Source organism: Bradyrhizobium sp. C-145 (genome assembly GCF_023375135.1).
Classification (GTDB): domain Bacteria; phylum Pseudomonadota; class Alphaproteobacteria; order Rhizobiales; family Xanthobacteraceae; genus Bradyrhizobium; species Bradyrhizobium zhanjiangense.
In genome coordinates, this window is record NZ_CP088150.1 from 8,979,329 (window position 1) to 8,992,168 (window position 12,840).

Genomic DNA, 12,840 nt, shown 5'->3' on the forward strand with positions numbered 1-12,840 from the left:
ATTGATGACGGCTATTGGACCGCGGCGCCCAATCCGCACTTAAATGAGAAGGTAGAGCAGCGAGATTCGAGGGGCACATCATGACCACGACACCGCACCGCGTCGTCATCGTCGGAGCCGGCTTTGGCGGGCTGGAGACGACCTACCGGCTCGCGGGCGCGCCGGTCGAGATCACGCTGATCGACCGTCGCAACCATCATCTGTTCCAGCCGCTGCTCTACCAGGTCGCGACTGCTTCGCTCGCGACCAGCGAGATCGCCTGGCCGGTCCGCCATCTCATGCGGGGCCGGCGCGAGGTGACGACGCTGTTTGCGACGGTGAGCGGCGTCGACACCGACAGGCGCTGCGTGCTGATCGACGACGGCAGCGAGGTGCCTTACGACACCCTCGTGCTCGCCACCGGCGCCCGGCACGCCTATTTCGGCCATGACGAATGGGAGCAGTTCGCGCCCGGCCTGAAGACGTTAGAGGACGCGACCACGCTGCGCCGGCACATCCTGGTGGCATTCGAGCGCGCCGAGCGCGAGACGGATCCGGAGAGGCGCGCGGCGCGGCTGACCTTCGTCATCGTCGGCGCCGGCCCGACCGGCGTCGAGCTCGCGGGCACCATCGCCGAGATGGCGCACCACACTCTGCCCGGCGATTTCCGCAACATCGACACGACGAAGGCGCGCGTCGTGCTGATCGAAGCCGGCCCGCGCGTGCTCGCGGGCTTTGCCGACGACCTCTCGGCTTACGCGCAAGCCTCGCTGGAGAAAATCGGCGTCGAGGTGGTGCTGGGGCAACCCGTGACCGAGATCGACCGCGACGGCGTGATGTTCGGCGGCACGCGGCTCAACGCCAAGACCAGGATATGGGCCGCCGGCGTGCGCGCTTCGCCCGCTGCCGAATGGCTGGGCGCACCAAGCGATCGCGCCGGGCGCGTGCAGGTCGAGTCCGACCTGACGATTCCCGGCCATCCCGAGATCTTTGCGATCGGCGACACCGTCAACATCAACGCCTGGGAGGGCAAGCCGGTGCCCGGCATCGCGCCCGCGGCCAAGCAGCAAGGCCGCCATGTCGCCGAGACCATCAGAGCGCGGCTGCGTGGCGAGACGAAGGGCGCCTTCCGCTACAAGCACGCCGGCAGCCTCGCGCAGATCGGCAAGCGGCTCGCGGTGATCGACTTCGGCCGCATCAAGCTGCGCGGCACCATCGCGTGGTGGATCTGGGGCATCGCCCACATCTACTTCCTGATCGGCCTCCGCCACCGCCTCAGCGTCGCGCTCAGCTGGCTCTGGATCTACTCCCGCGACCAGCGGGCGGCGCGGCTGATCACGCAGGGGAGCAGCAAGGTGGTTGGGTGATCTTCTCCCTCTCCCCGCTTACGGGAGAGGATCGGAGTGAGGGGGAGTCTCCGCGGGGACGGTGAGAGTTGAATCCTTCGATGTTCCCCCATCGTCATTGCGAGCGCAGCGAAGCAATCCAGCATCCCTCCGCGGGAAGACTCTGGATTGCTTCGCTGCGCTCGCAATGACGTGCTGAAAGATCGTCGTTCCCAGAGACACCTGTCTCGCGGAAACTCCCCTTACCCGCCGCGCTACGCGCGTCGGCCTCTCGCCGCAGCGGGGAGAGGCGAAGGACACCGCGCTCGCGGCTACAATCACCTCACCAGCTCGCAGCCGCCCTCGGCCAGCGGGCGGAACGCCTGGTCCGCTGGGATGGTCGAGACCAGCTTGTAATAGTCGTACGGATATTTCGACTCCTCCGGCTTCTTCACCTCGAACAGGTACATCGGGTGCACGACGCGGCCGTCCTGGCGGATGATGGTGTCGCCGAACAGCTTGTCCTTGCCCCTAAACTTCTTCATCTCGGGCACGACGTTCTTGGCATTGTCGCTGCCGGTGGCGGCGACGGCGTTGAGATAAGCGAGCGTGGAGGCGTAGACGCCGGCCTGGTTGCCGCTCGGCATCTTGCCGTTCATGCCCGGACGCACGGCGAAGCGTTTTGCAAACGCGCGGGTGTCATCGTTCATGTCCCAGTAAAAAGCTTCCATGAGCTGGAGCCCTTGCGCGACCTTGATGCCCATGCCGTGAACGTCGTTGATGAAGAGCAGGAAGGCGACCAGCTTCTGGCCGCTCTGCTGGATGCCGAACTCGGCCGCCTGCTTCACAGCGTTGATGGTGTCGCCACCGGCATTAGCAAGGCCGATCACCTGCGCTTTCGAGCTTTGCGCCTGCAACAGGAAGGACGCAAAATCGGAGGTGCCGAGCGGATGCTTGGATGAGCCGACCACCTTGCCGCCATGCGCACCGATGTATTTCTGCGCTTCCGACTCGATGCCCTTGCCCAGCGCGAAATCGACCGTGAGGAAATACCACTCCTTGCCGCCGCGTGACACCATCGCCGCTGCCGTGGTGTTACCGGTCGCCCAGGTGTCGTTGACCCACTGGATAGTGTTGGGCGAGCAGGCCTTGCCGGTGAGATCGGAGCTTGCGGTCGAGGACGCCAGGAACGTCATGCGGCTATCGCGCAAGAGCGTGTTGATGGAGAGCCCGACGGCCGAGTTCGGCACGTCGACAATGGCGTCGACGCCTTCGACATCGAGCCATTTGCGCGCGATGGCGCTGCCGACATCGGCCTTGTTCTGGTGATCGGCATAGACGATCTCGACCTTGATGCCTTTGCCGCCGCCGTTGAAGTCTTCCGCCGCCATGCGCGCGGCCTCGACCGAGCCCATGCCGTTGGTGTCCTGGAAGATGCCGGAGATGTCGTTGAGCACGCCGACGCGCACGACATTATCGGATATCTCGGCGCTTGCCGCGCCGGTCACCAGGCTCGCAGCCAGTGCGAGCGCCCACTTCAGATGCTTCATTGTTTCCCTCACCTGTTGGATGTGTTGCCGCGCCGATCGTTGCCGGCGCGATTCAAGCTTCAGACCTGCCGCTCCGGCAGCTTCACGACGAGCCCGTCGAGCGCGGGCGTGACGTGGATCTGACAGGACAGCCGGCTGTTCGGCAGCCTCTCGCTCGCGGTGCCATCGAGCAGCGCATCCTCGTCGTCCGCCATATCAGGCAGGCGCGTCAGCCAGCTCTCGTCGACATAGACGTGACAGGTCGCACACATGGCGTTGCCGCCGCATTCGGCCAGAATGCCGTCGAGGCCGTGGCGGGTCGCGGCCTGCATGGCGCTCTCGCCATCGCCGGTCTCGACGCGGTCGAACTTGCCGTCCGGATGGATGAAGGTGATGGCGGGCATAAAACTCCTCGTCAGGCCGGGGTGATGGTGACAGGCAGGCTATCGAGCCCGCGCAGCGTGTTGTTGAAGCGGCGTTTTGGATCGCCCGTGATCTCGATCTTCGCGATGCGTCGGGCCAGCGCCATCAGCATCACCTCGCCTTCGAGGCGGGCGACGAGCTGGCCGACGCACATATGGATGCCGGAGCCGAAGCCGACATGGCCGGAGGTGCGGCGGGTGATGTCGTAGCTGTCGGGCTTGTCCCAACGCCGCGGATCGCGGTTGGCGGCGGCGAGGAACATCAGCACTTTCTCACCCTCGCCGATCTTCGCGCCGGAGAGCTCGACTTCCCGCGTGGTGGTGCGGAAGAAGGTCTGCACCGGGCTTTCGAAGCGCACGGCCTCCTCGAAAGCGGCGCGCGCGAGCGAGAGATCCTCGCGCAGGCGCCGCCATTGATCCGGGAAGCGCGCGAGGCAAAAGACTGCGGCGCCGATGCCGTTGACCGTAGTGTCGAGGCCGGCCGACAGCAGCGAGCGCACCAAGAGCGGCGCTTCGGTCGCGGTGATCTCGCCGTCGTCGACGCGGGCGTGGATGCAGGCGCCGAATCCGCCGGGCGCCAGATTCTCGCGCTGGCACTGCTCGGCGACATAGGCCTGGTGCGGCGCCGAGCGTTCGATCGCCTCCTGGCGCAACTGGTTGGGCGGGCCGAAGGCGTTGAACACCACGCTCGCATAGGGAATCAGATGCTCGCGTCCCTCCGGCTTCAGCCCGAGCGCATCCGGAAAGATCGAGAGCGGATAGGCCTCGGCAAGATCCGCGATCGCATCGAAGCTGCGCTTCTCCAGCAGCGCATCGACCCGCGCCTCGGCCGCCGCGACAAAGCGGTCGCGCACCTGCTTCATCACCGTCGGCGACAGCACTTTTGACAGCACGGCCCGGGTGCGGGTGTGCGCGGGCGGATCGGCCTCCAGGATCAGGCTCGGCGGCCGCCACGGCGTCTCCTTCTTGAAATCACTGAGGCCGACGCCACGGCTGGAGCAGAACGTGGCGGGATCGTTCAGCACGGCATGGACCTCGGCATAACGCGCCACGCCGTACACGCTCCATTTGTCGAGATAGACGACCGGGCCTGCCTCCCGCAGCAATTCATGCGTGGGATAGGGATCGGCGAGAAAATCCATCGCGAAGGGATCGACGTCGAGATGCGGGACGGCGGCGACGCCAGCTGATACGGAGGAGCCGGATGCAGTCATGGAAGACCTCCCTCATTTTGATCTTGTGAAAGGGTGGCGCATGCCCTTAGGTCAGCGGGCCCGCCGCGAGCCAGAAGCCCGACATGCCGCCGTCTTCGACCAGAGTCCGCCAAAAGCCTGCACCCAATGATGCGGGACCGACGCTCGATCTCGATCGTTACGTCCCGGCCTTCGTCACCTTCATCGCCAACAAGCTCTCGAACAGCGCGACCGCGTTCTATCAGCGGCAGTTCGGCGTCAACGTCACGGAATGGCGGATCATGTCGCTGCTGGCGATCGAGCCCGGCATCCCGGCCTCGCGCATCTGCCACGTCATCGGCTTCGACAAGGGGCCGGTGAGTCGGACGCTCGCCGGGCTCGAAAAGCGCGGGCTGGTGTCGATCCGCACCGACCCGAACGATGGCCGCACCCATTCGATCTCGCTCACGGCGAAGGGCCGCGCCACCCACGACAAGGTCATCGTCGCCGCGCTCGAACGCGAGCGGCGCCTGTTGTCCTGCCTTAGCAAGGACGAGCGCGAGGTGCTGATCGACCTGCTCCGCCGGCTGCACGAAAATCTCGGCGCGGTGACCGGCGGCACCGAGCCCTGACAGGCCGCGCGTCGGCTGTCCACTCTCCTCGTGTCCAGGCATGCGTCGGCACTTGCCGACGGCACCAGTCCGGCCGCGCATTGTTTCCTCCGAGATCGGACGCGGCGGTTCCTCCGCCGTCGTCCTTGTCCGGGAAACGGTTCGCACAAATTAGTTGCTTAGGCAACAAAAGAATCGGCAGGATAATGCGGCAGGACGGTTGGCCTATTTGGGCGAGGGATCTCCTGTTCTAAAGAGCAACCTCAATCCAGCTTCGCCTCCATCCCCCGCTTTACCGCGGGCCGCGCCATCTGCGCATCGTACCAGCGCTTGACGTTGGGGAAGTCGGCGAGATCGACCTTGTGGCGCGGGTGGCGCCAGGCCCAGCCCAGGATGGCAAAATCCGCAACCGAGAGTTCGCCGGCGACGAAGTCGCGGCCCTCCAGCCGGCGGTCGAGCACGCCATAGAGCCGGCGCGTCTCCGCCATGAAGCGCTTCAGGCCATAGGCGCGGTCCTGTTCGTTCTCGAGCGCGATGAAATGATGCACCTGGCCGGGCATCGGGCCGAAGCCGCCCATCTGCCACATCAGCCATTCGTAGACGGGGATGCGCGCGGCAAGCGATTTCGGCAGGAATTTTCCGGTCTTTTCGCCGAGATAGAGCAGGATCGCGCCGGATTCGAAGATGCTGACGGGCTTGCCGTCGGGACCCTCGGGATCGACGATCGCGGGGATCTTATTATTGGGGGAAAGCTTGAGGAACTCCGGGGCCATCTGCTCGCCCTTGGTAATGTTCACCGGGATCACCTTGTAGGGCAGCCCCATCTCCTCCAGCGCGACCGAGATCTTGCGGCCGTTCGGTGTGTTCCAGGTGTGCAGTTCGATGGTCATGCCTTGCTTTCCTTCCCCCTGACAGGCTCGGCCCTCACCTACTCCAGAAGGTTGCACCCCCACAACCGGTGGGTCGAGATGGCCGATCCCTGTTGACGGGAGACGCCCCCTCTGGAATGTCGCGGCGGTCGCGGATAAATTCCGCCTCCTTCAAAAACGCTGTTCGAGGGACCGTCGTGTCGAAATCAGCCTCCCGCGCCCGCCTGTTCGAAATCATCCGCCGGCGCTCCTTTGGCCGCGGCGAGGTGACGCTCGCGTCGGGCCGCAAGAGCGATTTCTACTTCAACCTCAAGCCGACCATGCTCGACCCCGAGGGCGCGACGCTGCTCGCCGAGCTCACTTACGAGGCGCTGAAAGACGACAAGCTCGATTTCATCGGCGGGCTCGAGATGGGCGCGGTGCCGCTCGCCGGCGCGCTGGCGCAGATCTCCTGGATCAAGGGCCATCCGATCGCGGCGTTCTTCGTGCGCAAGAAACCGAAGGAGCACGGCGCCAAGCTCGCGATCGAGGGCTTGCCCAAGGGCGAGACCTTAGCGGGCAAGCGCGTCGTGATCGTCGAGGATGTCACCACCACTGGCGGCTCGGCGATGAAGGCGGTGGAATCCGTGCGCGAGACCGGCGCCAATGTGGTGCTGGTGCTGACCATGGTCGACCGCGAGGAAGGCGCCACCGACACCTTCGGCGCGGCCGGCCTGCCGTTCCGCTCGCTCTACAAGGCGTCGGAATTCTTGAAGGCTTGAGGCCGCGAAACAGCCCTGCACGTCATGCGGGCGTGGCCCGGAAGCAACGATCTGTCAGAAGCTGTGCCCGGCCTCAAAGAGGTCACGGCCTCGACTTGAAACCGCCTCCGCTCAACTGCTCATTTACCATCCCGCTTTAAGGTGAATCATGTGCCAAGCCCTCGCTGGTCTCGGCCAGGTTCAGTAGCGTCCGTGGAGTGAGCGTTGCGTACAATCTCGTCCCATGCGCGCCGGCGGCGTCGCGCGATGCTTGTGGCCGCCAGCCTTGCAGCACCGCTGCTCGCGGCCCCGGCTCCGGTTTCGGCCGAAGGCCTGTTCGACTTCTTCTTCGGCGGCCTGCAGCAGCAGCGCCCGCAGCGCGAGGTGCCGCAGCAGGCGAGCTCCTACACCGATCCCTTCACCGGCCAGCAGAATGCCGCAACCCCGCAATATGCGCCGCCGACCCGTTCGGCGGCGGCCGGCGGTTCCGGTCCGGCCTTCTGCGTGCGCAGCTGCGACGGCAAATATTTTCCGCTGATGCGCGGGCTCGTCTCGCCGGCGCAGATGTGTCAGGCGTTCTGCCCTGCCAGCGCGACGAAAGTCTTTTTCGGCTCCTCGATCGAGGGCGCCGCGTCGCAGACCGGCGAGCGCTACGCCGACAGTGAGAACGCGTTCGCCTATCGCAAGGCGCTGCGCGCCGACTGCACCTGCAACGGGCGCGAACCGGTGGGCCTCGCCCCGGTCGATCTCGCGCTGGATTCATCGCTGAAAGCCGGCGATGTGATTGCGACCGCCGACGGCCTCGTTGCCTATACCGGCATCCGTGTCGGCAACGACCAGGCTGCGGACTTCACTCCGGTTGCCTCCTATCCCGGCCTCACCGCGCAGGTCCGCGCGCGGCTCGGCGAGATGAAGGTGGCCCCGGTGCGCGCCGAGACCGTGGCGGCGGACGCGCCAGCCGCGGAGATCGTGCGCGAGGCGTTGCCCGACGTGACGGTGCCGAAGACACAGAAGCCGGCGAAGCGGGCGGGATTGGATTAGTCGCGTCCGCCTTCAACAAAGCCGTCATTGCGAGGAGCTCGCGACAGAATTGCAAAGCAATTTTGCGCTGATGCGACGAAGCAATGACGGAGATTGTTGCGCTACCTCCCAATGATCACCCCGATCACGTTCGGCGCCGCCAGATATTTCTCCTCGATCGCCGCGCGCGCAGCGGCACGGTTTTCCGGCGTCAGGAGGCCGCGCTTCTCGGCCAGGATCATCCAGCAAAAGCCCCACCAATCGGTCAGCATGCCCTGATCGTCGACGAGGTCATAACCCTGCGCGGCCGCGAAGATGCGCGCTTGCGCTTCGTCCAGCGTATCGAGGAACAGATGGTCGTCAGTCGAAAACAGCTCATCGCTGATGTCGTCGATGGTGTAACCCCAGATCGACTGGCACACCGCGTTGAACTCGCGGTCGAACTGGTCGTCATCGATCCTCTGACGCCGCGCCGCCCGATGCAGTCGCGACAGCGACCGCGCGAAATCGGCGATCCGGGTGAGGGCAAATTGATCGAAGGCAATGGTGGACATGTAGTCCTCGCGAAGTCTGAAGGACGCTAGATATTGTGTCGGCGAGATGCCGAATCACAATGATATATCAAAGACTTGCTAAAGTGTTCTTAATTTGTTCCGATGCTCCGGCGCTCTTGTTGAGAACGTCGTCCTGGCGAAAGCCAGGACCCGTTACCCCGGTCGGCGTTGTCTTTGCGAGCTGGAGCCATGAGCACAGGCAGCTACTACGTCTATATCCTCGCAAGTCGTCATCACGGTACGATTTACGTCGGCGTCACCAACGACGTACGCGCGCGGTTTGAGTTGCATCGCTCGGGGCGAGGCTCCAAGTTCGTGCACAGATACAAGGTATTCCGGCTCGTCCATGTCGAGGCGCTTGCGACACCGCAAGAAGCGATCGCACGCGAGAAGCAACTGAAGTTCTGGAAGTGCGACTGGAAGATCAAGTTGATCGAGCAGGAAAATCCGGATTGGAATGACCGGTCGGGCCTCATCTAGCAGTTGGGGTAATGGGTCCTGGCTTTCGCCGGAACGACGCGCGGAAGCAGTCTCGCCTCGCCCCAACGCCCTCAATTCACCGCCGACATCAGCCTGTCCCCGCACGCACTCGCATAGAACTTGCCGCCGCATTGGCGCTTGATGGCGGCGCAGCGGGCTGCTGGCGTTGCGTTTTGCGGCAACGAGACGGCGCAGCTGAGGCCGTCGGCGCTGCGGCCGATTTTGCCGGCGGCGGAGGCGGCGGTGGAGACGCTGATGCAGACAATGAGCAGGGTCGCAGTGGCGATTTCGATCAGCAGTCTCATCAGAGGTCTCATGAGGGCTCCTCCACAGTGATGGCTGAATTGGCCGCCATTGTAGCAGCAAATCCGTGTTTCTCCGTGCTGGTCCGGGTTCCCAAATCGGCCCGTTCCTTGCATAAATTTGCATCAACGCAGTGCACGACCGCGCCAGCGATGGTTCCGGTGCAGGGGCATGACGCGTAGGGTGAGTGGTGTTCGTTCGACCAGGAAGTGACGGCCTTGCAAGATCAATCGTTCCAGCCAAATTTTCCCGCCCCCGGCCAGCCCATCGACGAGCTCGCGCTGGCTGAGATCAAGGGTGCGATCCTGGCGAAGCTGCGCCTTGCGATCGGCAAGGACGCGGGCATGGCGACCAGGCACGACTGGTACCAGGCCGCGGCGCTCGCGCTGCGCGACCGCATCGTGCATCGCTGGCTCACGGCGGAGAAGCGCAGCTACGACGCCGGGCGCAAGCGCGTCTATTATCTCTCGCTCGAATTCCTGATCGGCCGCCTCTTCACCGACGCGCTCAACAACATGGGGCTCCTGAAGATCTTCGAGCTCGCGCTCGGCGATCTCGGCGTGTCGCTGCCCGAGCTGCGCAAATGCGAGCCGGACGCAGCGCTCGGCAATGGCGGCTTGGGGCGGCTCGCCGCCTGCTTCATGGAAAGCATGGCGACGCTGTCGATCCCCGCGATCGGCTATGGCATCCGCTACGATTACGGCCTGTTCCGCCAGATCATCAATCAGGGCTGGCAGCAGGAATATCCGGACGAATGGCTGAGCTTCGGCAACCCCTGGGAATTGCAGCGGCCGGAGGTCATCTACGACGTGAATTTCGGCGGCGGCGTCGAGCATGTCGACGACAAGGGCCGTGACCGCGCCATCTGGCACCCGGGCGAGACCGTGCAGGCGATCGCCTATGACACGCCGATCGTCGGCTGGCGCGGCCAGCACGTCAATGCGCTCCGCCTGTGGTCGGCACGCTCGCCCGATCCGCTCAGGCTCGATGCCTTCAACAAGGGCGACTATGTCAGCGCCAGCGCCGAGCAGGCGCGCGCGGAAGCGATCTGCAAATTCCTCTATCCGAACGACGAGAGCCCGGCGGGCCGCGAGCTGCGGCTGCGCCAGGAATATTTCTTCGTCTCCGCCTCGCTCCAGGATCTGGTGAAACGGCATCTCGCCTCCGACGGCCAGCTCCGCAGCCTCGCCGGCAAGGTCGCGGTGCAGCTCAACGATACGCATCCGAGCCTCGCCGTCACCGAACTGATGCGCATCCTCGTCGACCTGCACAATTTCCGCTGGGACGAGGCCTGGAAGATCACGGTCGCCACGCTCTCCTACACCAATCACACGCTGCTGCCCGAAGCGCTCGAGACCTGGCCGGTCGAGCTGTTCGAGCGGCTGTTGCCGCGGCATCTGGAGATCATCTACCGCATCAACGTGCAGCATCTGGCGCTCGCGGAGGCGCGCTGCCCCGGCGACATCGACTTCCGCGCTTCGGTCTCGCTGATCGACGAGAGGAGCGGCCGCCGCGTGCGCATGGGCCAGCTCGCCTTCGTTGGCTCGCACCGCATCAACGGCGTCTCGGCGATGCATTCCGACCTGATGCGCGAGACCGTGTTCCACGATCTCAACCATCTCTATCCCGGCCGCATCACCAACAAGACCAACGGCATCACCTTCCGCCGCTGGCTGATGCTGGCGAACCCGAAGCTGACCGATCTGTTGCGCGAGACCTGCGGCGATGCCGTGCTCGACGATCCCACCCAGCTCAGCCTGATCGAAGCCCGCGCCAGCGACGTCGAATTCCAGAAGAAATTCCGCGCCGTCAAGCACGCCAACAAGGCGGCGCTGGCGCGGCTGATCGGCGAGCGGCTCGGCATCAAGGTCGACCCGAGCGCACTGTTCGACGTGCAGATCAAGCGCATCCACGAGTACAAGCGCCAGCTCCTCAACGTCATCGAGACCGTCGCGCTGTACCAGGCGATCAAGGACGATCCCAACGGCAATTGGGTGCCGCGGGTGAAGATTTTCGCGGGCAAGGCGGCGGCGAGCTATCGCTACGCCAAGCTGATCATCAAGCTGATCAACGACGTCGCCGAGGCCGTCAACAACGATCCTGCGATCGGCGGCAAGCTCAAGGTCGCCTTCCTGCCCGACTACAATGTCAGCCTGGCCGAAGTGATCATTCCCGCAGCCGACCTGTCTGAGCAGATCTCGACCGCCGGCATGGAAGCCTCCGGCACCGGCAACATGAAGCTGGCGCTGAACGGCGCCATCACCATCGGCACGCTCGACGGCGCCAATATCGAGATCCGCGACCATGTCGGCGCCGAGAACATCGCGATCTTCGGACTGGAAGCCGGCGACGTGATGATCCGGCGCAAGCAGGGTCTGGATGCATCCGACGTCATCCGCAATTCGCCGAAGCTCCAGCGTGCCATCAATGCGATCGGGACCGGCGAATTCTCAAACGGCGATCCCGGCCGCTTCGAATCCATCGCGCATGCGCTGCGCTATCTCGACCACTACATGGTCAGCGCCGATTTCGATTCTTATTACGAGGCGCAGCGCGCGATCGATGCGCGCTGGCAGGTGGCGCCGGCCTGGACGCGCGCGTCCATCCTCAACGTCGCGCGCATGGCATGGTTCTCGTCCGACCGCACCATCCGCGAATACGCCGAGGAGATCTGGAACGTGCCGGTCAATCCGACCACGCCGCTGCTGCCAGATCTGCGCGACGTCGCAGGCTGATTTTCCGCAGCGTGAAATCGGCCTTACCTGCGAGGTTATTGCACCTTGCAAGGCGGATGATGATATGATTGTCGTCATCCCCAAGCTGGCGTCAGTGATACGGACACCCTAGCTTCAAACACAGTCATTGCGAGCGCAGCGAAGCAATCCAGATTCTTTCCGCGGGGACAGTCTGGACTGCTTCGCTGCGCTCGCAATGACCGTCGGGGAGACAACCGAGGAACACAATGCACGCCAAGCTCCCGCATCCTTTCGACGACGCCACCCGCATCACCGCCGGTGACTCCAGCTGGCAGGGGCACACCAGCGACGATTACTGGGCCTTTGTCGGTCCGTTCGGCGGCGCCACCGCCGCGACCATTTTGCGCGCGCTGATTGATCATCCCGAACGCGCCGGCGATCCGCTCGCACTCACTGTCAATTACTGCGCGCCGATCGCGAAGGGCCCGTTCGATCTCGATTTACGGCTGGTGAAGGCCAACCGCTCCAGCCAGCATTGGAGCGTCGAACTCAGCCAAGGCGGCGGCGAGGTCGCAACGCTCGCCACCGCCGTGTTCGCCGAGCGCCGGCCGTCCTGGGAGCACGGGGTGGCGAAGTGCCCGGACGCCAAGCCGTTCGAACAGACGCTGCCATTCCCGAAGATCGCGGCGTCCTGGGCCAACCAGTATGAATTCCGCTTCGTCGAGGGCGAGATGCGGATCGGCCCGCCGCAGGCCGAGCCCGCCAGCACCTATTCGAAGATCTGGATCAGCGACCGCACGCCGCGCAAGCTCGACATGCTGTCGCTGATGTCGATGTCGGACGCCTTCTTCGGCCGCGTCTTCCATGCGCGGCGCGAACTGGTGCCATTCGGCACGGTGTCGCTGACGACGTATTTCCACACCGATGCCGAGGAGCTGGCGGCTGAAGACATCACGCGCGTGCTGGCGACGGCCGACGCGAAGATCTTCCACAAGAGCTATGGCGACCAGAGCGGCGAGCTGTGGTCACCGAACGGACGACTGCTCGCGACGACGACGCAGATCGCGTATTTCAAGGCGTGAGCTGCTCCCGCAGGGCACGTCATTGCGAGCGCAGCGAAGCAATCCAGACTGCCTCCGC

General features: G+C 64.6%; 13 protein-coding genes. 7 read left to right on the plus strand and 6 right to left on the minus strand.

The window, feature by feature from the left end:
- The first annotated feature begins 80 nt into the window (after positions 1–80).
- Positions 81–1,346, plus strand: a complete 1,266-nt coding sequence (locus LRP30_RS42290; RefSeq protein WP_249758675.1) for an NAD(P)/FAD-dependent oxidoreductase — start codon at positions 81–83, stop codon at positions 1,344–1,346.
- A gap of 296 nt (positions 1,347–1,642) precedes the next feature.
- On the opposite strand, the gene LRP30_RS42295 is transcribed toward LRP30_RS42290, so the two are convergent.
- Genes LRP30_RS42295 through LRP30_RS42305 form a run of 3 tightly spaced genes read right to left on the minus strand, consistent with a single transcriptional unit; the run spans position 1,643 to position 4,469 of the window.
- Positions 1,643–2,854 carry an ABC transporter substrate-binding protein gene (locus tag LRP30_RS42295; RefSeq protein ID WP_249758676.1) on the minus strand — a complete coding sequence of 404 codons (1,212 nt, stop codon included), beginning with the start codon at positions 2,852–2,854 and terminating at the stop codon, positions 1,643–1,645.
- Between the two features lie 59 nt (positions 2,855–2,913).
- Positions 2,914–3,237: a 2Fe-2S iron-sulfur cluster-binding protein gene (locus tag LRP30_RS42300; protein ID WP_128936923.1), complete on the minus strand. Its 324-nt coding sequence runs from the start codon at positions 3,235–3,237 to the stop codon at positions 2,914–2,916.
- 11 nt (positions 3,238–3,248) lie between these two features.
- A complete protein-coding gene (locus LRP30_RS42305) occupies positions 3,249–4,469 on the minus strand; it encodes a cytochrome P450 (RefSeq protein WP_249758677.1) in 1,221 nt (406 codons plus the stop codon).
- A gap of 83 nt (positions 4,470–4,552) precedes the next feature.
- Between LRP30_RS42305 and LRP30_RS42310 the strand changes: the two genes are divergently transcribed.
- On the plus strand, positions 4,553–5,059 hold the full coding sequence (locus LRP30_RS42310) for a MarR family winged helix-turn-helix transcriptional regulator (RefSeq protein ID WP_128936925.1): 507 nt from the start codon (positions 4,553–4,555) through the stop codon (positions 5,057–5,059).
- Positions 5,060–5,301: 242 nt separating this feature from the next.
- Here the strand turns inward: LRP30_RS42310 and LRP30_RS42315 are convergent, their stop codons facing one another.
- Entirely contained in the window at positions 5,302–5,928 is a 627-nt protein-coding gene (locus LRP30_RS42315) for a glutathione S-transferase N-terminal domain-containing protein (RefSeq protein WP_249758678.1), read from the minus strand.
- Between the two features lie 176 nt (positions 5,929–6,104).
- On the opposite strand from LRP30_RS42315, the gene pyrE reads away from it, so the two are divergent.
- Positions 6,105–6,668, plus strand: coding sequence for an orotate phosphoribosyltransferase (gene pyrE / locus LRP30_RS42320; RefSeq protein ID WP_091885388.1), 564 nt, complete (start codon positions 6,105–6,107; stop codon positions 6,666–6,668).
- 246 nt (positions 6,669–6,914) lie between these two features.
- The gene (locus LRP30_RS42325) at positions 6,915–7,688 is read left to right on the plus strand and encodes a DUF2865 domain-containing protein (RefSeq protein WP_249758679.1); all 774 of its coding nucleotides are present in this window, start codon (positions 6,915–6,917) and stop codon (positions 7,686–7,688) included.
- A gap of 101 nt (positions 7,689–7,789) precedes the next feature.
- On the opposite strand, the gene LRP30_RS42330 is transcribed toward LRP30_RS42325, so the two are convergent.
- Positions 7,790–8,221 carry a hypothetical protein gene (locus LRP30_RS42330; RefSeq protein WP_128936928.1) on the minus strand — a complete coding sequence of 144 codons (432 nt, stop codon included), beginning with the start codon at positions 8,219–8,221 and terminating at the stop codon, positions 7,790–7,792.
- Between the two features lie 189 nt (positions 8,222–8,410).
- Here LRP30_RS42330 and LRP30_RS42335 point away from each other — a divergent pair, with 189 nt between their 5' ends.
- The gene (locus LRP30_RS42335) at positions 8,411–8,701 is read left to right on the plus strand and encodes a GIY-YIG nuclease family protein (protein ID WP_128955862.1); all 291 of its coding nucleotides are present in this window, start codon (positions 8,411–8,413) and stop codon (positions 8,699–8,701) included.
- A 71-nt stretch (positions 8,702–8,772) separates the two neighbouring features.
- Here LRP30_RS42335 and LRP30_RS42340 read toward each other — a convergent pair whose 3' ends face one another.
- Entirely contained in the window at positions 8,773–9,006 is a 234-nt protein-coding gene (locus LRP30_RS42340) for a hypothetical protein (RefSeq protein WP_245473367.1), read from the minus strand.
- 216 nt (positions 9,007–9,222) lie between these two features.
- Here LRP30_RS42340 and LRP30_RS42345 point away from each other — a divergent pair, with 216 nt between their 5' ends.
- Both LRP30_RS42345 and LRP30_RS42350 read left to right on the plus strand, forming a co-directional pair.
- Positions 9,223–11,739 carry a glycogen/starch/alpha-glucan phosphorylase gene (locus LRP30_RS42345; RefSeq protein WP_164940053.1) on the plus strand — a complete coding sequence of 839 codons (2,517 nt, stop codon included), beginning with the start codon at positions 9,223–9,225 and terminating at the stop codon, positions 11,737–11,739.
- A gap of 227 nt (positions 11,740–11,966) precedes the next feature.
- Positions 11,967–12,782: a thioesterase family protein gene (locus LRP30_RS42350; RefSeq protein WP_249758680.1), complete on the plus strand. Its 816-nt coding sequence runs from the start codon at positions 11,967–11,969 to the stop codon at positions 12,780–12,782.
- Positions 12,783–12,840: the final 58 nt, after the last annotated feature.

What these genes read in the sequence shown, in the direction of transcription:
- LRP30_RS42350 (WP_249758680.1), top strand. Translation starts at nt 11,967, where the DNA reads ATGCACGCCAAGCTCCCGCATCCTTTCGACGACGCCACCCGCATCACC.
- LRP30_RS42300 (WP_128936923.1), bottom strand. Translation starts at nt 3,237, where the DNA reads ATGCCCGCCATCACCTTCATCCATCCGGACGGCAAGTTCGACCGCGTC.
- LRP30_RS42310 (WP_128936925.1), top strand. Translation starts at nt 4,553, where the DNA reads ATGCCGCCGTCTTCGACCAGAGTCCGCCAAAAGCCTGCACCCAATGAT.
- LRP30_RS42290 (WP_249758675.1), top strand. Translation starts at nt 81, where the DNA reads ATGACCACGACACCGCACCGCGTCGTCATCGTCGGAGCCGGCTTTGGC.
- LRP30_RS42325 (WP_249758679.1), top strand. Translation starts at nt 6,915, where the DNA reads ATGCTTGTGGCCGCCAGCCTTGCAGCACCGCTGCTCGCGGCCCCGGCT.
- LRP30_RS42330 (WP_128936928.1), bottom strand. Translation starts at nt 8,221, where the DNA reads ATGTCCACCATTGCCTTCGATCAATTTGCCCTCACCCGGATCGCCGAT.
- LRP30_RS42295 (WP_249758676.1), bottom strand. Translation starts at nt 2,854, where the DNA reads ATGAAGCATCTGAAGTGGGCGCTCGCACTGGCTGCGAGCCTGGTGACC.
- LRP30_RS42340 (WP_245473367.1), bottom strand. Translation starts at nt 9,006, where the DNA reads ATGAGACTGCTGATCGAAATCGCCACTGCGACCCTGCTCATTGTCTGC.
- LRP30_RS42305 (WP_249758677.1), bottom strand. Translation starts at nt 4,469, where the DNA reads ATGACTGCATCCGGCTCCTCCGTATCAGCTGGCGTCGCCGCCGTCCCG.
- LRP30_RS42315 (WP_249758678.1), bottom strand. Translation starts at nt 5,928, where the DNA reads ATGACCATCGAACTGCACACCTGGAACACACCGAACGGCCGCAAGATC.
- LRP30_RS42335 (WP_128955862.1), top strand. Translation starts at nt 8,411, where the DNA reads ATGAGCACAGGCAGCTACTACGTCTATATCCTCGCAAGTCGTCATCAC.